Source organism: Arthrobacter sp. PTI12 (assembly GCF_056679915.1).
The window spans coordinates 1,858,682-1,882,270 of sequence record NZ_CM155256.1 but is presented as its reverse complement, the minus strand read 5'-3'; the positions used below and the strand labels follow the sequence as shown (position 1 = coordinate 1,882,270).

Annotated in this window: 22 protein-coding genes; 7 read left to right on the top strand and 15 right to left on the bottom strand. The window is 62.1% G+C overall.

Annotated elements, in window-relative coordinates:
• The first annotated feature begins 98 nt into the window (after window positions 1–98).
• From lipB to AC1MBU_RS09095, 3 genes are all read left to right on the top strand, one after another.
• Complete coding sequence (gene lipB / locus AC1MBU_RS09105; RefSeq protein WP_277357803.1) at window positions 99–821, top strand: lipoyl(octanoyl) transferase LipB; 723 nt, start codon at window positions 99–101, stop codon at window positions 819–821.
• Window positions 818–1,819 (top strand): lipoyl synthase, encoded by a 1,002-nt coding sequence (gene lipA / locus AC1MBU_RS09100; protein WP_056547190.1) that lies wholly within the window; start codon window positions 818–820, stop codon window positions 1,817–1,819. Before lipB ends, lipA begins: the two co-directional genes overlap by 4 nt.
• 90 nt (window positions 1,820–1,909) lie before the next feature.
• Window positions 1,910–2,683 carry a DUF4191 domain-containing protein gene (locus AC1MBU_RS09095; protein WP_277357804.1) on the top strand — a complete coding sequence of 258 codons (774 nt, stop codon included), beginning with the start codon at window positions 1,910–1,912 and terminating at the stop codon, window positions 2,681–2,683.
• Here AC1MBU_RS09095 and AC1MBU_RS09090 read toward each other — a convergent pair.
• Window positions 2,680–3,117 carry an RDD family protein gene (locus AC1MBU_RS09090; RefSeq protein WP_277357805.1) on the bottom strand — a complete coding sequence of 146 codons (438 nt, stop codon included), beginning with the start codon at window positions 3,115–3,117 and terminating at the stop codon, window positions 2,680–2,682. The genes AC1MBU_RS09095 and AC1MBU_RS09090 overlap by 4 nt on opposite strands.
• Window positions 3,118–3,423: 306 nt before the next feature.
• Between AC1MBU_RS09090 and glnA (AC1MBU_RS09085) the strand changes: the two genes are divergently transcribed.
• Window positions 3,424–4,848, top strand: coding sequence for a type I glutamate--ammonia ligase (glnA, locus tag AC1MBU_RS09085; protein ID WP_277357806.1), 1,425 nt, complete (start codon window positions 3,424–3,426; stop codon window positions 4,846–4,848).
• Window positions 4,849–4,934: 86 nt separating this feature from the next.
• On the opposite strand, the gene AC1MBU_RS09080 is transcribed toward glnA (AC1MBU_RS09085), so the two are convergent.
• Together AC1MBU_RS09080 and glnA (AC1MBU_RS09075) are read right to left on the bottom strand one after the other, a co-directional pair.
• On the bottom strand, window positions 4,935–7,952 hold the full coding sequence (locus AC1MBU_RS09080) for a bifunctional [glutamine synthetase] adenylyltransferase/[glutamine synthetase]-adenylyl-L-tyrosine phosphorylase (RefSeq protein WP_479787025.1): 3,018 nt from the start codon (window positions 7,950–7,952) through the stop codon (window positions 4,935–4,937).
• A gap of 18 nt (window positions 7,953–7,970) precedes the next feature.
• Window positions 7,971–9,311, bottom strand: coding sequence for a type I glutamate--ammonia ligase (glnA, locus tag AC1MBU_RS09075; protein WP_479787024.1), 1,341 nt, complete (start codon window positions 9,309–9,311; stop codon window positions 7,971–7,973).
• A gap of 190 nt (window positions 9,312–9,501) precedes the next feature.
• On the opposite strand from glnA (AC1MBU_RS09075), the gene panB reads away from it, so the two are divergent.
• Window positions 9,502–10,365: a 3-methyl-2-oxobutanoate hydroxymethyltransferase gene (gene panB, locus AC1MBU_RS09070; protein ID WP_346028365.1), complete on the top strand. Its 864-nt coding sequence runs from the start codon at window positions 9,502–9,504 to the stop codon at window positions 10,363–10,365.
• 15 nt (window positions 10,366–10,380) lie between these two features.
• Here the strand turns inward: panB and AC1MBU_RS09065 are convergent, their stop codons facing one another.
• Window positions 10,381–10,545 carry an SPOR domain-containing protein gene (locus AC1MBU_RS09065; protein WP_157359053.1) on the bottom strand — a complete coding sequence of 55 codons (165 nt, stop codon included), beginning with the start codon at window positions 10,543–10,545 and terminating at the stop codon, window positions 10,381–10,383.
• 65 nt (window positions 10,546–10,610) lie between these two features.
• On the opposite strand from AC1MBU_RS09065, the gene map reads away from it, so the two are divergent.
• Together map and ppgK are read left to right on the top strand one after the other, a co-directional pair.
• Window positions 10,611–11,489, top strand: a complete 879-nt coding sequence (map, locus tag AC1MBU_RS09060; protein WP_277357809.1) for a type I methionyl aminopeptidase — start codon at window positions 10,611–10,613, stop codon at window positions 11,487–11,489.
• Window positions 11,490–11,564: 75 nt separating this feature from the next.
• Complete coding sequence (ppgK, locus tag AC1MBU_RS09055) at window positions 11,565–12,392, top strand: polyphosphate--glucose phosphotransferase (protein ID WP_346028366.1); 828 nt, start codon at window positions 11,565–11,567, stop codon at window positions 12,390–12,392.
• Window positions 12,393–12,444: 52 nt separating this feature from the next.
• Here the strand turns inward: ppgK and nrdR are convergent, their stop codons facing one another.
• The 11 genes from nrdR to AC1MBU_RS09000 all read right to left on the bottom strand — a co-directional run bounded on the left by nrdR (window position 12,445) and on the right by AC1MBU_RS09000 (window position 23,587).
• The gene (gene nrdR, locus AC1MBU_RS09050) at window positions 12,445–12,945 is read right to left on the bottom strand and encodes a transcriptional regulator NrdR (protein WP_277357811.1); all 501 of its coding nucleotides are present in this window, start codon (window positions 12,943–12,945) and stop codon (window positions 12,445–12,447) included.
• 169 nt (window positions 12,946–13,114) lie between these two features.
• Window positions 13,115–14,476, bottom strand: coding sequence for a histidinol dehydrogenase (gene hisD / locus AC1MBU_RS09045; RefSeq protein WP_404800707.1), 1,362 nt, complete (start codon window positions 14,474–14,476; stop codon window positions 13,115–13,117).
• A 46-nt stretch (window positions 14,477–14,522) separates the two neighbouring features.
• The gene (locus tag AC1MBU_RS09040; protein ID WP_277357813.1) at window positions 14,523–15,044 is read right to left on the bottom strand and encodes a hypothetical protein; all 522 of its coding nucleotides are present in this window, start codon (window positions 15,042–15,044) and stop codon (window positions 14,523–14,525) included.
• Window positions 15,045–15,069: 25 nt separating this feature from the next.
• Window positions 15,070–18,546, bottom strand: coding sequence for a DNA polymerase III subunit alpha (dnaE, locus tag AC1MBU_RS09035; protein ID WP_479789754.1), 3,477 nt, complete (start codon window positions 18,544–18,546; stop codon window positions 15,070–15,072).
• Between the two features lie 149 nt (window positions 18,547–18,695).
• Window positions 18,696–19,631 carry an RluA family pseudouridine synthase gene (locus AC1MBU_RS09030; RefSeq protein ID WP_346028369.1) on the bottom strand — a complete coding sequence of 312 codons (936 nt, stop codon included), beginning with the start codon at window positions 19,629–19,631 and terminating at the stop codon, window positions 18,696–18,698.
• Window positions 19,618–20,220 carry a signal peptidase II gene (lspA, locus tag AC1MBU_RS09025; RefSeq protein WP_479787022.1) on the bottom strand — a complete coding sequence of 201 codons (603 nt, stop codon included), beginning with the start codon at window positions 20,218–20,220 and terminating at the stop codon, window positions 19,618–19,620. The genes AC1MBU_RS09030 and lspA overlap by 14 nt, the downstream gene beginning before the upstream one ends.
• A gap of 120 nt (window positions 20,221–20,340) precedes the next feature.
• On the bottom strand, window positions 20,341–20,997 hold the full coding sequence (locus AC1MBU_RS09020; RefSeq protein WP_056547157.1) for a DivIVA domain-containing protein: 657 nt from the start codon (window positions 20,995–20,997) through the stop codon (window positions 20,341–20,343).
• Window positions 20,998–21,149: 152 nt separating this feature from the next.
• A complete protein-coding gene (locus AC1MBU_RS09015) occupies window positions 21,150–21,443 on the bottom strand; it encodes a YggT family protein (protein WP_056547155.1) in 294 nt (97 codons plus the stop codon).
• 57 nt (window positions 21,444–21,500) lie between these two features.
• Complete coding sequence (locus AC1MBU_RS09010; RefSeq protein ID WP_056547770.1) at window positions 21,501–22,016, bottom strand: cell division protein SepF; 516 nt, start codon at window positions 22,014–22,016, stop codon at window positions 21,501–21,503.
• Between the two features lie 112 nt (window positions 22,017–22,128).
• Window positions 22,129–22,878 carry a YggS family pyridoxal phosphate-dependent enzyme gene (locus AC1MBU_RS09005; RefSeq protein ID WP_277357817.1) on the bottom strand — a complete coding sequence of 250 codons (750 nt, stop codon included), beginning with the start codon at window positions 22,876–22,878 and terminating at the stop codon, window positions 22,129–22,131.
• On the bottom strand, window positions 22,871–23,587 hold the full coding sequence (locus tag AC1MBU_RS09000) for a purine nucleoside phosphorylase YfiH/LACC1 family protein (protein ID WP_479787021.1): 717 nt from the start codon (window positions 23,585–23,587) through the stop codon (window positions 22,871–22,873). The genes AC1MBU_RS09005 and AC1MBU_RS09000 overlap by 8 nt, the downstream gene beginning before the upstream one ends.
• Window positions 23,588–23,589: the final 2 nt, after the last annotated feature.

Genomic DNA, 23,589 nt, shown 5'->3' with positions numbered 1-23,589 from the left:
AAGTCTTGGCTACTCGCGCTCCCGGCGCAGAAGTTATCCACACCCCGTCCACATTCACGAATGTGGGATCGCCGCCCACCCGGGTCTACGCTTGAGGAATGACGCTGGAGTTCTCCCGAATCGGATTCGATCCCCACTTCGTCGACTACCGGGACGGATGGGACCGACAAAAGACGCTGCATGAATCAGTGATCGCCGGTACGTCGCCCAGCACTGTTCTCCTCCTCGAACATTCGCCGGTCTACACCGCAGGAAAACGGACCGAGGAAGACGAAAAGCCGTTCGATGGGACCCCCGTTGTACCGGTTGACCGGGGAGGCAAACTTACCTGGCATGGCCCGGGTCAATTGGTGGGCTACCCCATCCTCGCCCTTCCTGAGCCCACCCGCGTTGCCGACTATGTCGGAATTCTCGAGGATGTCATCATCGCGGTCCTCAGCGACTATGGGATCACCGGAATTCGAATCGAAGGCAGATCCGGAGTCTGGTTATCAGGTGATTCCCAACGACCGGCGCGGAAGATTGCTGCTATCGGCATCCGCATCAACCGGCGGGTAACCATGCACGGATTCGCGATCAATTGCAGCAACGATCTCGCGCCCTTTGCGCAGATTGTGCCCTGCGGTATTACTGACGCCGGTGTCACGAGCATCTCCAAGGAGATCGGTCGCTCCGTATCACCGGTCGACATCGTTTCGCGCATTGAAGAAGAACTGCGCAACAATGAGGCGTCGCTGGTGCTCGGTCCCGAAGGCAATCGCCAGCTAGCCGAGACAGCACAGGCCGTCGGCAACGACCGGCCGGAAGGAGTCTTACTGTGAGTCTGGCCCCCGAGGGAAGGCGCCTGCTGCGCGTCGAAGCACGGAACGCCGCAGTCCCGGTCGAGCGCAAGCCGGACTGGATCAAGGCCAAGGTCAACATCGGTCCCGAGTTCGTGGGAATGAAGAACCTCGTGAAGAAGGAAGGCCTGCACACCGTCTGCGAGGAAGCAGGTTGCCCCAACATTTTCGAGTGTTGGGAGGACCGGGAGGCAACATTCCTGATCGGCGGTTCAGAATGCACCCGGCGGTGCGATTTCTGTCAGATCGACACAGGCCGGCCTGCACCGCTGGACCGCAGCGAGCCCTTCAAGGTCGCGCAGTCGGTACAGACCATGAACCTGCGCTACGCCACCGTTACGGGGGTGGCACGCGATGACCTCGAAGATGAGGGGGTGTGGCTCTATGCGGAAACTATTCGTCAGATCCACTCGCTCAACCCGGGAACCGGCGTCGAGATCCTGATTCCTGACTTCTCCGGCAAACCGGAACACATCGCCGGAATTTGCGACGCCCGTCCGGAGGTTTTCGCCCACAACGTGGAGACGGTCCCGCGCATCTTCAAGCGCATCCGTCCAGCCTTCCGCTATGAACGGTCGATGGACGTCATCACGCAGGGCAGGGACCACGGCATGGTGACAAAGTCGAACCTGATCCTCGGGATGGGTGAAACCCGCGCGGAAATCTCGGAAGCACTGCGCGACCTTCATTCCGCAGGTTGCGACCTGATTACAATCACCCAGTACCTGCGTCCCAGTGAGCGGCACCTTCCGGTGGATCGCTGGGTCAAGCCGCAGGAGTTTGTGGAACTTCAGCAGGAGGCTGACGAGATCGGCTTCCTCGGCGTCATGAGCGGTCCGCTTGTGCGGTCTTCCTACCGCGCCGGCCGTCTCTGGGCACGGGCGATGCGAAAGAAGGGCCTCGAATTACCTCCTGAGCTTGCTCACATTGAGGATTCGGGAAGCACTCTGCAGGAAGCTTCGAGTCTCATTCCCGGCTGACGTAGCGTCACGAGGCGCAAACCTTCGCTCGGACGTTCGCGCTGCGCGCGGACGTCCGATGCGTTAGGTATCCCGTAGACTTAATGCACTATGGCCAACAGTACTGACAACAGCTCAAACGCCACCTCGGACCCAGACGGATCGGGCTCGCGGCGCCGCCTCTTCTCACGGAAGCCGAAGGCCGCCAAGCCGGCCAAAAAGCCGGGAACGCTGAAGCGTATCGGCGAGGTCTTCGCGATGACGCGGCGCAACGATCCAAACGTTATCTGGATTATGGTGCTGGCGTTCCTGGCGGTTGTTGCCGTCGGGCTGCTCATCGGTTTCCTGATCCGCAACGTCGTGACCATGCTTATCATTGCCATCCCACTGGCATTCCTCGCAGCACTCTTCATCCTGTCGAGACGGGCTGAACGCGCTGCGTTCTCGCAGATCGAGGGGAAACCCGGCGCATCAGGAGCGGCCCTCAGTGTCCTGCGCCGGGGCTGGATCCTGAAGGATGAGCCGGTCGCAGTGAACGCTCGTACCCAGGACGCCGTTTTCCGTGCGATCGGGCGGCCCGGCATCGTCCTCGTGGCGGAGGGGCCAGTGAATCGCGTCAAACCGCTGGTCAACGCAGAACGGGTCAAAATGAACAGGATTGTGCCCGGTGTGCCGGTTCAGGTTGTCCATGCCGGCAACGGAGAGGGGCAGGTTCCGCTTCAGCGCATCTCGAAGAAACTGCAGAAGATGAAGAAGAACCTCACGCGTCAGGAAGTCTCTGCCGTTGACAAGCGGCTGAGCGCGCTGGGTACCCGGATGCCGATTCCCAAGGGAGTGGACCCGTTCAAGGCCCGCCCGGATCGCAAGGCGATGCGGGGCCGCTAGATCCGCACCAAGGCGGTTCGAACGGCTCTGTCATGCAAGCCGCGCTGATCCTCATCGAAGACAACTGCCGGAATCACCAGGCAGATGAGCAGGGTACGCACAATCGCTGCTCCCAGCCCTGCGGGCGTGCCCTCCAGCCGTTGCACCTGCATGCCGAAGACGCGGTGTCCCACGCTATATCCCAGTGACCCGACGAGCAGCATCTGTTCGAGTGCGAAGATGCCGAGCGTTGCAGTACCGTCGTATCCAAAAAATGCCGCCGAGATCAGGCTGCACAGCGCCCAGTCGATAGCGAGAGCGCCTAGCCGGCGCCCAGGACGGGCGATTGAACCTGCGCCGTTCCGTGGCCGGCCCAGGCGCTGACCCGGCCAGTGGCCGTCACCCCGCGACGGCGGTCCTTCAAGCCACGAACTGATGTCTCTGCGGTCAACCACCGCTCCACTCTATCCTGCATCACTCGGGCATTCCGGCTCTGTGGACCTGCTCTGTCCAACTGGATGCAGTCCCCCCGATACAGTCCTACTCGTAGCGCGGGGGCGCTACCGATAGGGTGGAACAAGAGCACGTATGCGTAGCTGCCGGCTTAAGTTACATGCCGGAAACATTTGCGACACCAGTGGGTAACTGCGCATTCATAGTGTGGAGGCTGTTGCGACCGCAGCAGGTCAACCCTTGTGGCGTCTCCCCCGCGCTACCGGCCCCGGTCGCTCTTCCCGAATATGCGTAAGGAGCATAATCCGATGTTCAAGAATGCGGACGAAGTCCTCAAGTACATCGTCGACGAAGATGTGAAGTTCGTCGACGTCCGATTCACCGACCTCCCCGGCGTGCAGCAGCACTTCAATGTCCCGGCGAAATCGGTTGACGCCGACTTCTTCGTTCACGGTCAGCTCTTCGACGGATCCTCGATCCGAGGGTTTCAGGGCATCGCCGAATCCGACATGCAGCTGATTCCGGACGTCACTACCGCATTCATCGATCCTTTCCGGATCGAGAAGACGCTGGCACTGAATTTCTCCATCGTCAACCCCCGCACGGGTGATCCGTACCATCGTGATCCGCGCGGTGTCGCAGAGCGCGCCGAAGCATACCTGTCCTCTACAGGCATCGCGGACACCGCGTTTTTCGCTTCGGAGGCAGAGTTCTACATCTTCGAGAACATCCAGTATGAATCCAGCCCGCAAGGGAGCTTCTACAAGGTTGACTCCATTGAAGCCCCTTGGAACAGCGGTCGTGAGGAGGTTGGCGGCAACCTCGGCAACAAGACCCCGTTCAAGGGCGGCTATTTCCCTGTTGCCCCGGTGGACAAGCAGGCGGACCTCCGTGACGCAATCTGCGTTGAGCTGGATGCAGTGGGTCTTGAGGTTGAGCGTTCGCACCACGAGGTGGGAGGTGCGGGGCAGGCGGAGATCAACTACAAGTTCACCACAATGGTCCATGCTGCCGATGACCTGCAAAAGTTCAAGTACATCGTCAAGAACGTTGCCAATGCCTGGGGAAAGTCGGCAACATTCATGCCCAAGCCGATCTTCGGTGACAACGGTTCCGGCATGCACTGCCACCAGTCACTGTGGAGCAACGGCGAGCCGCTGTTCTACGACGAGCGCGGTTATGCCGGCCTGTCGGATCTTGCGCGCTGGTACATCGGCGGCGTACTGAAGCATGCCTCGGCCGTGCTCGCGTTCACCAACCCCACCGTGAACTCATACCGCCGCCTGGTGAAGGGCTTCGAAGCCCCCGTCAATATGGTCTACTCGCAGGGCAACCGCTCCGCAGGTATCCGCATCCCGATCACCGGTTCCAACCCGAAGGCCAAGCGCATCGAGTTCCGCGCTCCGGACCCTTCATCCAACCCGTACCTCGCCTTCGCCGCGCAGTTGATGGCCGGCCTGGACGGAATCAAAAACCGCATTGAACCGGCCGACCCGATCGACAAGGACCTCTACGAGCTCCCCGCTGAAGAGGCCAAGGATATCCAGAAGGCTCCCGGTTCCCTTGAGGAAGCGTTGCTGGCTTTGGAAGCCGACAATGAGTTCCTGCAGGCCGGTGGTGTGTTCACCCAGGACCTGATCGACACCTGGATTGCGTACAAGCGAGAGGTGGAAATCACTCCGCTCGCTGCACGCCCGAACCCCTACGAGTTTGAGCTGTACTACGGCGTTTAGGCACCACGCACCTCAATCAGCAGCAGGGCCGCACTCCGGTGCGGCCCTGCTGCTGTCTCACTGCTGCTGTCCAAGGTCACTCGCCGTCAATCGCCATACCCGTAAAACGAGCGCTCGAAAATTGCACGGCTCCGCCTGGTCAAGCGCAGGTAGTCCTCCTCAAGCTCCGTCCCCTGCCCCGGACCGTAACCACACCAGCGCGCAACGGCTTCAAGGTCTCGGCGGGAGGAGGGCAGCAGGTCCGATTGCCTGCCGCCCCACACCGTGTTTGCAGCCCTCACACGTGAGGCGAGCCGCCAGCTTGATCGGAGAGTGTCGACGTCGCCGGCAGGCAGAAGCCCCTGCTCCTCGACCGCGTCCATCGCCTCGAGCGTCGAGGTTGTCCTCAGGGACGGCGAGCCGTGCGCGTGCTGCAGTTGCAAGAGCTGAATGAGCCACTCAACATCGCTGAGGCCGCCCCTGCCCAGCTTGACCTGGCGTGATGGATCGGCACCGCGCGGCAGCCGTTCCGATTCCATCCGCGCTTTGAGGCGGCGTATCTCCCGCAGGTCACCCTCTGTCACGTCCCGTTCGTAGCGAAGAGGATCTATCAGCTGCAGGAAATCCGATGCCAGCCTGTCGTTTCCCGCCATCGGCGAGGCCCGCAGCAGCGCCTGAGATTCCCAGACCAGGGACCATCGCCGGTAGTACTCGCGGAACGATTCGAGGGAACGAACGATCGGGCCCTGCTTACCCTCCGGGCGCAGGTCTGCATCGATCTCCAAAACACGCTCCGCCATGATCGGAGGCGAGCAGGGCTGCTGTAGGAACTGCCGCAGCCTGCCGACGATCTGCTCGGCCTGCTTCTGCGCAGCAGCTGGATCAGCTCCATCCCGCGGCCGGTGGACATACATGACGTCGGCGTCGGAGCCATAAGTGATCTCCCGTCCGCCCTGGCGACCCATGGCAATAACGACGACGTCGGTCAGCGCCTGCTCCCCGGCATACACCTCCGCCTCCGCTACGTTGAGAGCGCCAAGAACGGCGGCCCGGTCCGCATCGGCAAGTGCAGGCCCGACGTCCTCCTGCTTGAGCAACCCTGAACTGTCCGCGATGGCGATCCGCAGAATTTCACGACGGCGGATCAATCGGATGAGGCGCATCGCCTCCTTTGGTGCGGGGTGGCGGGACATCTTCGATTGGATCTCCTGCCATTGTGTTTCGAACGCAACGGGCCTCAGCTCCTTGTCCGAGCCGAGCCATTTCGTTGATTCAGGAGAGACCTCCAGCAGATCGGTGATGAATCTGCTGGAGGACAGGATGTGGCACAACCGCTCCGCCGCTGCCTTGGAGTCCCGAAGCATTCCGAGGTACCAGTGCGTCTCCCCCAGTGCTTCGCTCAGGCGTCGGAAACCCAACAGCCCTGCATCCGGATCCACACCGTCAGCGAGCCAGTCGAGCAGGACGGGCAACAGTTGCCGCTGCAATGCCGATCTTCGGCTGATTCCCGTTGTTAGTGCTTCAATATGTCGCAGGGCCCCGCGTGGATCCAGATAACCGAGGGCAGCAAGACGAGCGCTGGCTGCCTCCGGAGTCAACCGGACCTCGTCAGCGCTGAGATTCGCCGCCGCGTTGAGCAGCGGCCGGTAGAAGATGGCCTCATGCAGGCGTCGTACCAGGCGTTTGGTCTGCTGCCATTCTTCGGTCAGCGCAGCTGCGGTGGGCCGGGTCTCCAGCAGAGAGCTGGCTGATGACTTGGCGAGCGCCTTCAGGCTCGCTTCGTCGTCGGGCATGAGATGGGTGCGGCGCATCTGAACCAGTTGGATGCGGTGCTCGAGGACGCGCAGGAAGCGGTAGGCCTGGTCGAATTGCTGGGCATCCCGCCGGCCGATATAGCCGGCTGAGCTCAGTGCGGCGATGGCCGTCGTGGTGGCGCGGGTCCTGAGCGTTTCGTCAACTTTCCCGTGGACCAGCTGGAGCAACTGCACCGTGAACTCAACATCGCGCAGTCCTCCTGCCCCGAGCTTCAGCTGCCGGTTGACCTCGTGGGAGGGGATGTTGTCGGTGACCCGCCGGCGCATCGCCTGAACGGATTCAACAAATCCATCGCGTTCCGATGAGGTCCAGACGAGGTCGGACACCGCTTGGGCATAACGCTCGCCCAATGCCGGATCCCCCGCGATTGGACGTGCCTTGAGCAACGCCTGGAACTCCCAGGTCCGGGCCCAGCGCGCATAGTAGGTCAGGTGGGAGTCCAGGGTGCGGACAAGCGGGCCGTCCTTTCCCTCAGGGCGAAGATTTGCATCCACCTCCCACAGTCCCGGTTCCCGTCCGGCCGACGTCACCGCCCGAGAAATGCCGGCGGCCAATGCGGTCCCGACGCGCACGGCGGTTTCTTCCTCAAGGCCCTCAGCGTCGATGACGTAGATGACATCGACATCCGAGATGTAGTTCAGCTCTCCGGCTCCGCATTTACCCATTCCGATCACCGATAACTTGACGGCCGCCACCTGTGCAGTCGGGAAGGTTGTCGCCAGTTCCGCGCGCGAGATCGCCAGGGCTGCCTCGAGTGCCGCTGCGGCAAGGTCGGACAGCTCCTGGCCGACCGTGGGGAGAAAATCGGTGGGTGATGCCGCACCGAGGTCCCGTATGGCCAGCTCGGTAAGGTGCCGGCGATAGACCGTGCGCAGGGCGCGGTATGCGTCCTCGCCGGATACCGCCGCGACGGGATTGGCATCTCCCGCGTCAGCACCGACAGACCGCAAAAGCGATTGCCGCAGCACCGCCGCGTCCACCCGCCCGGGCTCTGCACTTGTCCCAACCCGGACCACATCGGAGTGCTCCGGATGGCGCATGAGGAATTCAGCGAGCGCTTCAGAGGCCCCGAGCAACCGAAAGAGGGACTCAGCGCCGGAGCCCCCAAGCCGCACGAGGTCGGCCAGTTCGGGTTGGACCGCGAGAAGGCGAACGAGGGACTGAAGTGCCAGGTCCGGATTAGCCGCGACAGTGAGCCCGTTGAAGAGCCGGTCCTCCGGTATATCCGCAAGTTCTGCCGCAGCCAGAAACCGGGTGCTCTTGTCGAGGTCCGTGAAACCCCTGCTGATCAGTTCCCTGTTCAGGCTCATGGACAACTTCCTTTATGCCTAGAGGATGCCGAGGTTGCGCCTGAGCTCGTAGGGGGTTACCTGGATTCGATAGTCATGCCACTCCGCACGCTTGTTGCGGAGGAAATTCTCGTAGACCTGCTCGCCGAGGATCTCAGCCACAAGTTCCGAATCCTCCATGGCCCGCACGGCGTCGTGAAGGCTCGCCGGCAACGGATCGTGACCCATGGCGCGCCGCTCCGCGGCTGTCAGGCTCCAGACGTCATCCTCTGCTCCCGGCGGCAGTTCGTAGGCCTCCTCGATTCCCTTCAGACCGGCACCCAGCAGCACGGAGTACGCGAGGTATGGGTTTGTTGCGGAATCTATACCGCGGTATTCAATGCGGGCGGATTGCCCCTTGTTCGGCTTGTACAGCGGAACGCGCACCAGCGCGGAACGGTTGTTGTGACCCCAGGAAAGGTAGCTTGGTGCTTCGCCGCCGCCCCAGAGACGCTTATAGGAGTTGACGAACTGATTGGTGACTGCCGTGAATTCCGGTGCGTGGCGAAGGATGCCTGCGATGAACTGGCGTGCCGTTTTGGACAACTGGAACTCGGCGCCGGCTTCGAAAAACGCGTTGGTGTCCCCCTCGAAGAGCGAAAAGTGCGTATGCATCCCGGAGCCCGGGTGATCGGAAAAAGGCTTGGGCATGAAGGTGGCGTAGCTGTCCTGCGTCAGCGCTACCTCTTTGATGACTGTGCGGAATGTCATGATGTTGTCGGCAGTCTGCAGCGCATCGGCGTAACGCAGGTCGATCTCATTTTGCCCCGGACCGGCCTCGTGGTGGCTGAACTCGACCGAGATTCCGACAGATTCGAGCATCGCAACCGCGGTCCGCCGGAAATCCTGCGCCACGCCGCCCGGTACGTGATCGAAGTAACCCGCCTGGTCCACCGGAACAGGCTGACCGTCTGCGCCGAGCTCGTCAGACTTGAGAAGGTAGAACTCGATTTCCGGGTGGGTGTAGCAAGTGAATCCCATGTCCGCCGCTTTAGCGAGGGTCCGTTTCAGCACGCCGCGCGGGTCAGCTGATGACGGCTGGCCATCCGGGGTCAGGATGTCGCAGAACATCCTGGATGTCTGCTCTTTTTCACCGCGCCAGGGCAGGATCTGAAACGTCGAGGGATCCGGCTGGGCAAGCATGTCGGACTCGAAAACCCGGGCGAGGCCCTCAATCGAGGAACCGTCGAAGCCGAGGCCTTCCTCGAAAGCACCCTCGACTTCCGCGGGAGCAAGGGCAACCGACTTCAACGAGCCGACGACGTCGGTGAACCACAGCCGGACAAAACGGACGTCGCGTTCCTCGATGGTGCGTAGGACGAACTCCTGCTGCCGATCCATTCCAACCTCTTTCCCACTCATCCCGTTGTCTTTCCGACCTCCCGTACAACCAGGTGCCTACTCCCCGGTCCGCTGCTCACTTTACTGACAATGGACCGTCAGCGCGGGCACCGGCGTGCGGAGAGCCGCACCCGTACAGTATGTCCGGCTTGTGTTACGACGGCGTTACCCGTGAAGTAGGCTCGTGGTCATGAATTTCGCGGAAACTCCAGCCCCCTATGGAACCGGATCACAGGCCGGTGGTGCACCGTCCCAGCCGGTCCCGCGGATCCGGACACACCATCTCCAGGCGGCGAAAGACAGCGGCCGACGATTCGCCATGCTGACCGCGTACGACCAGTACGCAGCAGAAATCTTCGATGCTGCAGGCATAGAGGTGTTGCTTATTGGAGATTCCGCTGCGAATAATGTGCTCGGGCACGCCACCACACTGCCGATCACGCTCGACGAAATGATCCTTTTCTCCCGCGCCGTCACACGGGGAGCGAGCCGCTCTCTAGTGGTTGCGGACCTACCTTTCGGCAGCTATGAGGTCTCGCCTGCCCAGGGCGTGGAATCCTCCGTCCGTCTGATGAAGGAGGGACTGGTTCATGCGGTGAAAATGGAGGGCGGAGCGCACTATGCGGAAACAGTCCGCGCTATTGTGCGCGCAGGCATTCCCGTCATGGCACACGTCGGCTTCACACCGCAAAGCGAGCACTCCCTGGGCGGCTACCGGGTCCAGGGCAGGGGTGAGGCCGGACGGCAGGTAATTGATGACGCCGTAGCACTCGCGGAGGCCGGCGCCTTCTGCATTCTCATGGAGATGGTGCCGGCGGATGTAGCGGCTGAGGTGGACCGCGCTGTCAGCGTGCCCACCATTGGCATCGGTGCAGGCTCGGCGACCACCGGCCAGGTACTGGTGTGGCAGGACATGGCGGGCCTGCGCTCGGGCAAGCAGGCCAAGTTCGTCAAACAGTTCGCAGATGTTAGATCCGTGCTTTCCGATGCCGCTCGCACCTACGGCGATCAGGTCCGTGACGGAAGCTTCCCCGGTCCCGAGCACAGCTTCTAGCAGCTTCCGCAGAAGCTACTCCTCGTCCTGTGCGTCCCACGCACGGTTGCGCTCCTGAACCTTTTCCGGCGCGCGTTCCGCTTCTGCTCGCGTGGGATAGGGACCAATGAGTTGGCTCCAGTCGGACTGGGCATCTTCTTCAACCTCGTGGGTCCGAACGTTGTACCAGTACTGCACCATCGCGGCCTCCTTGGTCTTGCTTTCACTTTCGGCTTCGGTGGTTCCACACCGATAGGATCAAGAGTATGTCCCAGCATTCCTCCTCCGCACCCGTCGGCACGCTCATCGGGGGGACTATCAGTCCTCCCCGTAAGGTGCCGCGGTCAATTGAGCGTCCGGAGTATGTCGGCCGCCCCGGACCTGCCCGGTTCGAGGGATCCGAGGTCAAGTCGGCTGACACCATCGAGAAAATCCGCCGGGCAGGAAAGATAGCCGCGCAAGCCATCCAGGAAGTCGGCCGGCACATTACCCCCGGCGTCACCACTGACGAGCTCGACGCCGTTGGGCACCGGTTCCTGATCGAGCACAAGGCGTACCCTTCCACCCTCGGTTACCGCGGATTCCCGAAATCTTTGTGCTCGTCGCTCAACGAGGTCATCTGTCACGGCATACCTGACTCCACCGAGCTCCGCGACGGAGACATCATCAACATCGACATCACCGCCTACATCGACGGTGTGCACGGGGATACCAACTACACCTTCCTCGTCGGCGACGTCGACGAGGATTCCCGCCTGCTGGTGGAGCGCACCCGGGAGGCTCTGAACCGGGCTATCAAGGTGGTTGCCCCGGGACGGGAAATTAACGTCATCGGCCGTGCCATTGAGTCCTACGCGAAGAGATTCGGCTACGGTGTTGTGCGGGACTTCACGGGTCACGGAGTCGGAGAGGCTTTTCACACCGGGCTGATCATCCCGCATTATGATGCCGCGCCGGCCTACAACCGCGTCATCGAGCCCGGGATGGTATTTACGATCGAACCGATGCTCACGCTTGGAACCATTGAGTGGGATATGTGGCCTGATGACTGGACTGTGGTCACCCGGGATCGTCAGCGCACCGCGCAGTTCGAGCACACGCTCGTGGTGACTGAGACCGGCGCCGAAGTCCTGACGCTTCCCTAGCAAGACCAAGCACCACCTCCGCGCATTACCGGCAAGGCGCGGACCAAACACACCCGAGAGAATTACTGGAGAAACATGGGCAAGAACAGCGGCAAGACGAAGGGCGGCAGGAACCTGCCTGCCACGGTCATCGGAATCGACATCGGTGGCACCGGCATCAAGGGCGGCATTGTTGACCTCACCGCCGGGGCCATCGTCGGTGATCGGTTCCGGGTGGAGACTCCCCAGCCGGCTACACCGGAGGCTGTCGCCGTCGTCGTCGCCGACATTGTTGCTGAACTGTCCGTCCGGGAGGGAGCGCCGCCTGCAGGCCTGCCGATCGGGGTGACCTTCCCGGCCATCATCCAGCACGGTGTGGCGCGCTCGGCGGCGAATGTCGATGAGAGCTGGATCGACACCGATGTGGACGCACTGTTTACCAAGGTCCTCGGACGCGACGTGCACGTTATCAATGATGCTGACGCCGCCGGCCTCGCAGAGGTTCAGTACGGCGCGGGCAAGGGCGTCGACGGTACGGTCCTTGTCATCACACTCGGTACCGGGATTGGTTCCGCTTTCATCTTCGACGGCAAGCTGGTTCCGAACGCAGAGCTTGGCCACCTTGAAATAGACGGGCACGACGCCGAGACCCAGGCTTCAGCCGTAGCCCGCGAACGACTGGGACTGAGTTGGGATGAGTACTCCGTCAAGCTGCAGCGCTACTTCTCCCACGTCGAATTCCTGTTCTCGCCTGAACTCTTCATTGTGGGCGGCGGCATTTCGAAGCGAAGCAAGGACTTCCTTCCCAATCTTTCCCTGCGAACGCCCATCATTCCTGCCGAGCTCCGGAATCACGCCGGCATTGTGGGAGCAGCGCTTCAAGCGGCGCTTCACTTCAAGAGCCAGCCGGTCGAAGCGAAATAGCGGGTGGTGCCGGTGGTGGCGGCGGCTTCCCCTCCGCAGCCACCACCGGAGATTATGTGGCGGTGAGCGGCCGCTGCTTACCCGATGAGACCCGGGCCGCCGCATTCTCCGCTTCGAGGCGGAGCTTCTCGATAGCCTTCTCGAAGTCCTCGAGGGAGTCGAAGCCCTGGTACACGCTGGCGAAGCGAAGGTAGGCTACCTGGTCCAGCTTCTGGAGCGGCCCAAGAATAGCCAGCCCAACCTCGTGGGCGTCGATTTCAGCGACGCCGCTTGCACGAACAGCCTCCTCGACGTCCTGCGCCAACAGTGCGAGGTCATCCTCAGTGACAGGCCGCCCCTGGCAGGCCTTGCGCACGCCGCTGATGACCTTGCTGCGGCTGAAGGGCTCGGCAACGCCGGACCGTTTGATGACCGACAGGCTGGTGGTTTCCACGGTAGTGAATCGCTTGCCGCATTCGGGACACTGGCGCCGACGGCGGATCGCTGATCCATCATCGGTGAGACGGCTGTCAACGACACGCGAGTCGGAACTGCGGCAGAACGGACAGTGCACTCCACCCTCGTTTCAACTCTGGCGAACAGCGTATTCATCGGATACGACGCAACTTTTCAATGGCGTCCGGAAACCATTCTAGAACTAGATGTAGTGAAACTACAACCATGTCATTACTAGATGTGGTGGTTTGGCACTCAGGGACAGGAGCGGTCAGCCGGAGTACCCGTCAGGAAAAGCGCACCCGCACCGCATCGCCGTGTCCCGGCAGATCCTCAGCCTGAGCAAGCTGAACAACATGCTCACTCACCTCCCGCAGGGCGTCTGCGCTGTAGTCGATCACCTGCATTGCCCGCAGGAAGGTGAACACGCTCAGCCCGGAAGCAAACGCCGCCGTGCCGGCTGTGGGCAGGACGTGATTCGAGCCCGCGCAGTAGTCGCCCAGGCTCACCGGACTGTAGTCGCCCACGAAGATCGCCCCCGCGTTCTTGATACGCGCCGCTACTGCTGGCGCCTGATCCGTGTGGATCTCCAGGTGTTCCGCGGCATACGCGTCACATACCGCAATACCGTGGTCAATGTTGTCCACCAGGATGGTGCCCGATTGAGGCCCGCCCAGCGCAGTTTCGACCCGCTCGCGGTGCCGGGTGGACTTCGCCTGGATCGACAGCTCCGCCCGGACGGCAGCAGCCAGTTCAACCGAAGGCGTGATCAGTACCGAGGCGGCGTTCGGGTCATGTTCGGCCTGGCTGATCAGGTCCGCGGCAACCAGTCGCGGCTGCGCCGTCCCGTCTGCCAACACAGCGATCTCCGTGGTGCCGGCCTCAGCGTCGATCCCGACCATGCCCTTGACCAGCCGCTTCGCTGTGGCGACGTAGATGTTCCCCGGGCCCGTGACAACGTCCACCGGCTCAATCGCGGTACGATCCTCCTCGCCTGACACACCGTGTGCGAAGGCGGCAATCGCCTGGGCACCGCCGATGCCGTAGACCTCCTTGACACCGAGCAGTTCCGCCGCGGCAAGAATCACCGGGTGCGGCAGTCCCCCGAATTCCTTCTGCGGCGGCGATGCCAGTGCAATGGACTGAACGCCGGCAGCCTGTGCAGGTACAACATTCATGATGACCGACGAGGCGAGGACCGCAAGCCCACCGGGGACATAGAGCCCCACCCTGCCAACGGGCACCCACCGCTGCGTCAGGGCAGCTCCAGGTCGGATCTCGACGACGACGTCCTGCGGTTTCTGCGCCAGGGCAAAGACACGGGCGCGGTCAATGGACTCCTCCAGCGCGGCCCGCACGTCAGGCGAGAGCGCCCGAAGTGCCTCACTTAAAGCCTCAGCCGGCACCCGCGGGTGGAACTGTTCAACGCCGTCGAACCGCTGCGCCAGCTCGCTGAGCGCGTCGAATCCGCGTGACCGGACAGCAACAATAATGTCTTCAACGCGGGAGGCGACCGATTCGAACGACGACGTGGTGCTCCTCGGCATCGCGGCACGGAGTTCGGCGGTGGATAGATGTGTCCCGCGCAGGTCGATCGTGCGGAAGGCGTCGAATGATCCGGGAGCGGTCTGAGCAGTCACAGCCGCAATTCTACCGGCGGCTGTCCTGGCTTCTGCCCACGACGGAAAGGGTGCGCTACCGATTCCGCCGGATAAGCAGCAGCCCGAGCAGCGAGGCCAGGAAAACCACCAACGCTGCGGCTGCGGGCCAGACCAATGCCACACCGAGCGAACGCAGCACAAAAGGAAATTCGCCGTCACCGCCGGAAAACAGGGCTCCAAGCCCCTGCCCAACCAACACAGCAAGGACGGATCCCACCATGCTTCCGCCCACGGCCGCGCACACACGCTGCCACGCGCCGGGCAGGTCGATACGGTTAGTCAACAGCCATCCGACGACGACGCCGGCCAGCAACTGCAATCCGCCGAGCACAAGGTCCCGGATCAGCCAGGACTCAGCGTTGGCCCTGTCTCCATAGAATCCGCCACCAGGCGACGCGAACCACCAGAGGACGCCGAGCACCGGTCCGAGCACAGTCGTTGCCGCGGCCCACCAGAGCAACGACGACGGCGGCACCGCCGTCTCCGCGGCGGGACCGGCATAGACCGCTGGTGGATACGTACCCGGCTCCGCTGCTGATTCCTGCGTCCGTCTCATCTAACCGTTCCCAATCTGTCGGAACTCATGCATCGAGGCACGTTGGTCCAAGAAGCACCTTGAGGTCCCCGAACAACGCCGGCGTCGGGTTGACCCGAAGGTCAACCGGCAGCGATAGCACTGACATCTGGCGTTCCTTACGGACATGCAGCCGCACCTCGGAGTTGCCCCGGTGCTGTCTCAGCACTGAGCCGAGTTCATGGATTACGGGTTCGGTAGCCCTGTGGTGAAGCATGGAAATGACCACCGGGCCGGAGTGGCCCTCCGTCAGATCCGGAACGGAAAGTTCCTGGGCGTTGAGGGTGACCGCGCCGTCGTCGCGCCGTTGCAGGCGTCCGCGAACCACCACGATTAAATCCTCCTCGAGTACCGACGCGATCGGTCCGTAGACCTGTCCGAAGAACATCACTTCCATCGATCCGCCAAGATCTTCAATTTCGGCCCTGGCGTAGGCGTTTCCGCTATTCTTGGCGATGCGGCGCTGGAGAGAGGTGATCATTCCGGCAATGGTCACGGGGGCGCCGTCGGCCGGGCCGTCTTCGCCGATAATGGAGGTGATGGCGGAATCAGCATGTTGGCTGAGCAAGCCTTCCAGGCCCTGGAGGGGATGGTCGGATACGTAGAGGCCCAGCATGTCCCGCTCGAAAGCGAGCTTGTCCTTTTTTGCCCATTCCGGCAGGTCCGGAACCTCGACCGAAAGCCCGGTTCCGACGCCCGGATCATCGAAGGCGCTGAAGAGATCGAACTGGTTGGCGGCTTCATTACGCTTGAGCACGACGACGGAATCCACGGCTTCCTCGTGGATCATCGCCAGTGCGCGGCGGGGATGACCCAGAGAGTCGAAGGCACCGGCCTTGATGAGCGACTCGATCGTCCGCTTATTGCAGACGACGGCGGGCACCTTCTGCAGGAAGTCGGAGAAGGATTCAAACGCACCCTCCTCCTCCCGAGCAGCCACCATCCCGCCGACCACGTTTGCGCCGACGTTGCGAATTGCGCCCATCCCGAAGCGGATATCAGTCCCGACCGGAGTGAAGTTGACGCTCGACTCGTTGACGTCCGGGGGCAGCACTGTAATGCCCATCCGTCGGCACTCGTTGAGGTAGATGGCCAGCTTGTCCTTGTCATCGCCGACACTGGTCAGCAGTGCCGCCATGTATTCGGCAGGGTAGTGCGCCTTGAGGAACGCGGTCCAGTAGGACACCAGTCCGTACGCCGCGGTATGAGCCTTGTTGAAGGCGTAGTCGGAGAATGACTCAAGCACGATCCAGAGCTTGTCCATAGCCGACTGTGAATAACCGTTGGCCTTCATTCCGGCGAAGAAGTCCGCTTGCTGCTTGTCCAGCTCGGACTTCTTCTTCTTGCCCATGGCGCGGCGCAGCATATCCGCCTGGCCCAATGTGAAGTTCGCCAGCTTCTGTGCGGCCGACATAACTTGCTCCTGGTACACGATCAGGCCGTAGGTGCCGCCGAGAATCTCCTCCAGTGGTCCCTCGAGTTCTGGGTGGATCGGCTCGATCTCCTGCATTCCGTTTTTGCGCAGGGCATAGTTCGTATGTGAATTCACGCCCATGGGACCAGGGCGGTAGAGAGCGAGGACCGCTGAAATGTCTTCGAAGTTGTCGGGGCGCATGAGCTTCAGAAGCGAGCGCATGGGCCCGCCGTCGAGCTGGAAGACGCCAAGGGTGTCGCCACGCGCCAGCAGCTCATAAGACTCCCGGTCGTCGAGTTCGAGGTCCTCCAGAACGAGGTCCTCGCCCTGGTTGGCCTTGATGTTCTCAACGGCGTCGGTGATGATCGTCAGGTTCCTCAGACCGAGGAAATCCATTTTGATCAGGCCGAGACCCTCGCACGTGGGGTAATCGAACTGCGTGATGATCTGGCCGTCCTGATCACGACGCATGATCGGAATGATGTCGATCAGCGGGTCGGAGGACATGATGACCCCGGCCGCGTGCACACCCCACTGGCGTTTCAGCCCCTCCAGTCCCAGGGCTGTCTCGAATACCTTCGCAGACTCGGCATCGGTCTTCAGGAGTTCCCGCAGTTCCTCCGCCTCCGAGAACCGCTTGGCGTCCTTGTTGTGCACGTCCGCCAATGCGAGCCCCTTGCCCATGACGTCCGGCGGCATGGCCTTGGTGAGGCGCTCCCCCGTGGAGAACGGATAGCCCATCACACGCGAGGAGTCCTTGAGTGCCTGCTTGGCCTTGATGGTGCCGTAAGTGACGATCATGGCGACGCGCTCGTCGCCATACTTTTCAGTTACGTACCGGATGACCTCGGAGCGGCGGCGATCGTCAAAGTCCACGTCGAAGTCCGGCATGGAGACGCGCTCGGGGTTGAGGAACCGCTCGAAGATGAGGCCGTGCTTCAGGGGGTCCAGGTCCGTGATGCGCATGGCGTACGCCACCATGGAACCGGCACCGGATCCGCGCCCGGGACCCACCCGGATGCCGTTGTTCTTGGCCCAGTTGATGAAGTCGGCCACAACCAGGAAGTAGCCCGGGAAGCCCATCTGCGTGATGACGCCGACCTCAAACTCCGCCTGCTTGCGGACGTCGTCGGGTACGCCGGCCGGGTAGCGGTACTGCAGGCCCGTCTCGACTTCCTTAACGAACCAGGACTGCTCGTTCTCACCCTCGGGAACCGGAAAGCGCGGCATGTAGTTCGCCTTGGTGTTGAACTCGACGTCACACCGCTCGGCAATAAGCAGCGTGTTGTCGCAAGCCTCAGGGAAGTCACGGAAAATTGCCCGCATCTCGGCCGGCGACTTGAGGTAGAACTCATCGGCGTCGAACTTGAAGCGCTTGGGGTCCGCCATGGTGGAACCGGACTGCACGCACAGCAGCGCCGCGTGCGCCTTGGCATCCTCTGCATGGGTGTAGTGGAGGTCATTGGTGGCCACGAGGGGAAGGCCCAGTTCACGGGCGAGCTTGATGAGGTCCGCCTGGACGTTCCGCTCAATATCCAACCCATGGTCCATGAGTTCACAGAAGAAATTTTCGCGACCGAAGATGTCGCGGAAGTCGGATGCCGCCTGAACTGCCTCCCGGTACAGGCCGAGGCGCAGCTTTGTCTGGACTTCTCCCGAGGGGCAACCGGTGGTTGCAATCAGCCCTTTGCCGTAGGTCTGCAGCAGGTCGCGGTCCATGCGCGGCTTGTACAGATAGCCCTCCAGCGAAGCCAGCGAGGACATCCGGAAGAGATTGTGCATGCCCTCGGTGGTTTCCGACCACAGGGTCATGTGGGTGTACGCGCCCGCACCCGATACGTCATCGCGTCCGCCTCCTCCCCACTTGACACGGGTCTTGTCCGCACGGGCGGTGCCGGGCGTCAGGTAGGCCTCGACTCCGACAATCGGCTTCACTCCCGCATCACGGGCCTTGTTCCAGAAGTCGAAGGCCCCAAACACGAACCCGTGGTCGGTCGTGGCCAACGCGTTCATGCCGAGCTCCGCCGTATGGCTGAAGAGATCACTCAGGCGGGCAGCGCCATCGAGCATCGAGTACTCGGTGTGGTTGTGAAGGTGGACGAAGGAGTCCCGCGACGAAGCCGGGGCCACTGGGGATGAGGACGGAGCTGAGGAAACCACCAACTCATTCTAGCGAGCGCCGGGGACGCTTCCCGCGCGCCTGCAAGCGGGTGTCGGTCTCAGACCGTTCCGCCGGTCAGCGCATCGAGTGCATACTGCAGGTCCATGGGGAACCCGCTTTCAACGGCTACCCGTTCGCCGCTGCGCGGATGGTCAAACGAAAGCATGCTGGCGTGCAGCCATTGCCGGGTGAGTCCGAGCTCCGCCGCCAGCCGGGGGTCCGCCCCATACGTCAGGTCACCGGCGCATGGGTGGCGCAGAGCGGAGAAATGCACGCGGATCTGATGCGTACGCCCGGTCTCCAGGCGGACCTTGACGAGACTTGCCTTCCCGAACGCTTCCTCCACTGCGTAGTGGGTCACCGATGGACGGCCGTCCTCCATGACGGCGAACTTCCAGTCGTGCGCCGGGTGGCGGCCGATGGGCGCCTCGATAGTTCCCTGGAGCGGATCCGGTAGCCCCTGGACCAGCGCGTGATACTGCTTGTCTACGGTCCGATCCCGGAAAGCCTGCTTGAGCACGGTATAGGCATGCTCACTCTTGGCAACCACCATCGCTCCGGAGGTCCCAACGTCGAGTCTGTGGACTATACCTACCCGCTCGGGTGCACCGGTCGTGGAAATCCGGTACCCGGCAGCCGCCAGCGCTCCCACGACAGTGGGTCCCACCCATCCAGGGGACGGGTGAGCCGCAACTCCCACCGGCTTATCGATGACCACCAGGTCATCGTCGTCAAAAAGGATGCCCATTCCGTCAACCGGCTCGGCCACGATCCGCAAGGGATCGATTTTCTCCGGTACAACGACGGTGAGTGATCCGCCCGCGACGGCACGGGTTGACTTCTGGACGGGTGCACCGTCCATGGTGACGTTCCCGCCGCTGCACCATCCGGCAGCGACCGAACGGGATACCCCGGTCAACCCTGCCAACACCGCATCGATGCGTTGACCCGCAGCCGGCTCCGGAATGTCGAACGTAGTACTACGGACGCTCATCATCCACCACCTCGGCAGTGTCCGGGTCCTCCCGCTCCTCGTTGCTGCGTAGGCCGTCCATGCCGATGCCCCGCAGTGTCAGCAGACAAATGAGAATGACTCCACTGACCACGGCGATGTCGGCGATGTTGAAAATAGCGAAATTCGGCAGCGCGATGAAGTCGACGACATGCCCCTGACCAAATGTGGGCTCACGAAACAACCGGTCCGTGAGGTTCCCGACGGCGCCGCCCAATACCAATCCCAGTGCAACAGCCCAGCCTTTTGAAGCGACCTTACCGATCTGCGTGATGATCACTATGGATACGAGGGCCTGAATGATGGTGAAGACCCAAGTAATCTCTGTTCCGATGGAAAACGCCGCCCCGGAATTGCGAATGAAATGCCAGCTCAGCACGGGCGGCAGCACCTCGGTGATCTGACCCTCCACCATGGTGGAAACGACCCAGATTTTGGTCAGCTGATCGATGATGTAGGCGACCAGTGCGAATGCAACCAGAAGCAGCGCGTAGCGGGCTCCGATGCGTTTGCCGTGCTTGCGGTGCGACCGGCCCGAATCGGGGCCTGAGACGGAAGGATGCTCGGTCATGGTGCTTTCAGTTGTACGCGCCGAAGAGGCGGCAGTGGACGCTTGGCTCTCTATTCAGGGTACGGCAGAGGCCAGCCGCCGGATAAACCGGCGACTGGCCTCGTGAGCTTTGGATCCTGCTTAGGCGTCTGCAGTTTCAGATGCAACGGAACCGCGGGAATCAAGGTCCCGGAGCTGACCTTCGATGTATGCCTTGAGACGGGACCGGTAGTCACGCTCGAAGCTACGCAGCTGCTCGACCTTGCGCTCGAGGACTGCTTTCTGCTGCTCCAGCGCGCCGAGTACCTTCCGGCTCTTTTCCTGAGCGTCATTGACGAGGCCACTGGCTTCGATCTGCGCTTCGGCGATGATTTTGTCGCGCTGCTCAACGCCGGCGTTGACGTACTCGTCATGAAGCTTCTGCGCCATCGCGAGGACACCCGCCGCAGACTCCGCGGTGCCGCCCTGCTGGACAGGTGCAGCGGCGGCAACCGGCTGGGCAGCCGGGCGCTCCTCAGCCTTCGGTGCCTCCACCTTGGGCTCCTCAGGCTTTTCCTCCTCGCGGACCTCTTCGGTAGCGGTGCTGGCGGCCACCGGAGCAGGGACGGCGGCGTTCTGCGCTGTGCCCGTGGAAACTTCCGAGAGCTGGCGGCGAAGGTCGTCGTTTTCCTGGTTCAGACGACGCAATTCCACGACGATCTCGTCGAGGAAGTCGTCCACCTCGTCCTGGTCATAGCCTTCACGGAACTTGGTGGGCTGAAACCGCTTGTTGACAACATCTTCTGGCGTCAGGGCCATCTGGTCACCTCATATGGATTTAGTCGAAGCCGCCTGTCGAGCAGACCTGACAACGTTACCGAATTGTGGACATGCTTGTGGAGGCAAAACCTCCTGCTTCACACCAATATGTGATTCAGCGTATATCTTTTAGGTCTCGAAAACTAACCGGATCAAGCCGTTGCCAATGAACCTGCAATTGCCTTGAGGATAGTAGCCCCCAGAAACACCACGATGAATGCGAGGTCGAGCGAAACGCCACCCAACCGGAGCGGCGGGATGAGCCGGCGAAAAAGCCGGATAGGCGGATCTGTCACCGCGTACACCATGGATGCAAGAACAAGCGCCAGCCGTCTGGGGCGCCAGTTGCGGGCAAACATTTGAACGGCGTCATAAACAATACGAATGATCAGCGCGAGCTGGAACAGCATCAGCACCAGGTAGATCAGGGCGAAGACCAAGCTCACGTGTCAGTCACAGTCCTCTGGCATGAACGGAATAGTTACGAGTACCAGTAAACAGTGTCAGCTTTGATTGAAGAAACTCGCTTGACCGTCGCTGGTCTTCTGATCCTCCCCGAGGACCTCGATGTAGGACGGCGATAGCAGGAATACCTTGTTGGTGACACGCTCGATCGACCCATGAAGGCCGAAGACGAGTCCGGCCGAGAAGTCCACCAGCCGCTTGGCGTCTCCCTCGCCCATGTCCGTGACGTTCATGATCACAGGAATGCCGTCGCGGAAGCTTTCTCCGATGATCTTCGCGTCATTGTAGGAGCGCGGGTGCACCGTGGTGATCTGGCGAAGCGATGAAGCGTCCTCGCGTGCAGACTGCGCCCGCTTGATAGGCGTGACCGGAGCGCGATACTCATCCGGAGCCGCCTTTGCTGCCGGCGCGGCCTCGACATGGCGCTCGTCACGGTCGTAGTCCACGGAGTAGTCCTCATTCCTGCTGTGGGATGTCTTTGGCTCGGGCTCGTAGTGCTCGTCACCGTCGGCGAGCCCAAGGTAAATCATTGTCTTGCGCAGTGCGCCAGCCATGGTTGCTCCTGTCAGTCCTTCGTCCTGCATCCGTCATGCAGAATGTAAAGCAAGGTGTGATTCAACACCGCCCAGGCACCTCCTGAGATTCCCCGCGGTTACAGCGTTGACGCTACCCCACGGGCGGGCGGGCACCGAGGACATCTGAGCCGACGCGAAGGTGTGTCGCACCGGCCGCGACAGCATGTTCAAGGTCACCGCTCATCCCAGCCGAGATGCCGCTTGCCGCCGGATAACGGGAGACGAGCTCCGAGGATAGGCCAGCGAGCCGGCTGAAGGCTTCGCGGGGGTCCCCGCCAAGCGGCGCAACGGCCATCACTCCCGCCAGGCGCAAATGATCGCTGTCATGAATCCGCGCGGCAACTTCAAGCGCATCGGAAGGATGAGCTCCTCCGCGACCGGTGCCCTCGGCTGACAGGTTGACCTGGACGAAGCAGTCCAACACTGCAGGACGGCCGCGCGTAGTTCCTCCCGCAGGCGAATCAGGGTGTTCGGCGCGACCTGCCATCGCCTTTTCCAGAGCGCTCACCAGGGAGCTGCGGTCGACGGAGTGCACGGAGTGGGCGTAGCCCACAACCGACCGGGCCTTGTTGGTCTGCAGTTGGCCGATGAAGTGCCAGCGCAGTTCCGGATCCGGAACCTCCCGGGCTTTGACAGCAGCCTCCTGGTCGCGGTTCTCACCGACGTCCCGAACCCCGAGCTCATGGAGCAGTAGAAGGTCCTGCGGCGGGAAGAACTTGGTCACGACAATGAGCGTAGGTCTGTTCCTGCCTCCGCATGCCGCCATCGCGTCATCAATCCGTTTGTTGACCCGCTGAAGGTTGGCCTCCAGTTCAGCGCGCCTTCCCGAGGTGTCAGCCATCCCGCCACACCAACCCTGCCAGACGGCCCGCCGGCCTACCCTGCCGGACGGCACGGTGGGAGAACAGACTTTCGTTCTCAAGCGTGCACGGATTGCCGCCCCCGCCGAGATCTTGCACGGAAACTCCGAGTGCCTCGAGTTGACGGCGAACACCGGCGGGAAGGTTGAGCGAAGGTGTCCCCCAATGTGTGCTGCAGTGAGTCAGTGGCACGGCTTGGGCAACCTCCTCGCGCATGTCCGTCGGCACCTCGTAGCACCGGCCGCACACGGACGGCCCGATCCACGCTGAAATGGATTCCGCCCCGTGGCGCTGCAGTTCAGCAACTGTGCGTCCGGCTATGTTTCCTTCAACCCCTCTTCGTCCGGCGTGGATGACCGCCGTCACGGGTTCATGACGGGCAGCGGACCCGACGAGCACCACCGGAACGCAGTCAGCAACGAGGACGGCGAGTGGGTCCGTGCCGGTCGGGCTCACCAGGGCATCAGCCTCGGGCACGTCCTGGGATCCTGCCTCTGCTACGACGGTCGAGTGGGTCTGGTTCATGAAACGGAGTGAACCAGGGCCAGTTCCGAGTTCAAGCTCCAGCGCCTGCCTGGAACGAACGGCGGCATCCGGGTTGCCCCCGATGCGCGGAGCGAGGTTTCCCGCGCCACGATCAGTGAAGGCAACCCGGATACCGGGCGCTACGAGCGATGTCCAGAAGAACAACG

Bases quoted from the DNA above. Each gene is read 5' to 3' on its own strand.
- AC1MBU_RS09080 (WP_479787025.1), bottom strand. From the start codon at position 7,952: ATGAGCCTGAACAGGGAACTGATCAGCAGGGGTTTCACGGACCTCGAC.
- AC1MBU_RS09030 (WP_346028369.1), bottom strand. From the start codon at position 19,631: ATGAGCGTCCGTAGTACTACGTTCGACATTCCGGAGCCGGCTGCGGGT.
- glnA (WP_277357806.1), top strand. From the start codon at position 3,424: ATGTTCAAGAATGCGGACGAAGTCCTCAAGTACATCGTCGACGAAGAT.
- glnA (WP_479787024.1), bottom strand. From the start codon at position 9,311: ATGGATCGGCAGCAGGAGTTCGTCCTACGCACCATCGAGGAACGCGAC.
- dnaE (WP_479789754.1), bottom strand. From the start codon at position 18,546: ATGCTCGATGGCGCTGCCCGCCTGAGTGATCTCTTCAGCCATACGGCG.
- AC1MBU_RS09065 (WP_157359053.1), bottom strand. From the start codon at position 10,545: ATGGTGCAGTACTGGTACAACGTTCGGACCCACGAGGTTGAAGAAGAT.
- AC1MBU_RS09020 (WP_056547157.1), bottom strand. From the start codon at position 20,997: ATGGCCCTGACGCCAGAAGATGTTGTCAACAAGCGGTTTCAGCCCACC.
- AC1MBU_RS09005 (WP_277357817.1), bottom strand. From the start codon at position 22,878: ATGGCTGACACCTCGGGAAGGCGCGCTGAACTGGAGGCCAACCTTCAG.
- AC1MBU_RS09010 (WP_056547770.1), bottom strand. From the start codon at position 22,016: ATGGCTGGCGCACTGCGCAAGACAATGATTTACCTTGGGCTCGCCGAC.
- ppgK (WP_346028366.1), top strand. From the start codon at position 11,565: ATGGGCAAGAACAGCGGCAAGACGAAGGGCGGCAGGAACCTGCCTGCC.
- lipB (WP_277357803.1), top strand. From the start codon at position 99: ATGACGCTGGAGTTCTCCCGAATCGGATTCGATCCCCACTTCGTCGAC.
- panB (WP_346028365.1), top strand. From the start codon at position 9,502: ATGAATTTCGCGGAAACTCCAGCCCCCTATGGAACCGGATCACAGGCC.
- AC1MBU_RS09040 (WP_277357813.1), bottom strand. From the start codon at position 15,044: ATGAGACGGACGCAGGAATCAGCAGCGGAGCCGGGTACGTATCCACCA.
- map (WP_277357809.1), top strand. From the start codon at position 10,611: ATGTCCCAGCATTCCTCCTCCGCACCCGTCGGCACGCTCATCGGGGGG.
- lspA (WP_479787022.1), bottom strand. From the start codon at position 20,220: ATGACCGAGCATCCTTCCGTCTCAGGCCCCGATTCGGGCCGGTCGCAC.
- AC1MBU_RS09095 (WP_277357804.1), top strand. From the start codon at position 1,910: ATGGCCAACAGTACTGACAACAGCTCAAACGCCACCTCGGACCCAGAC.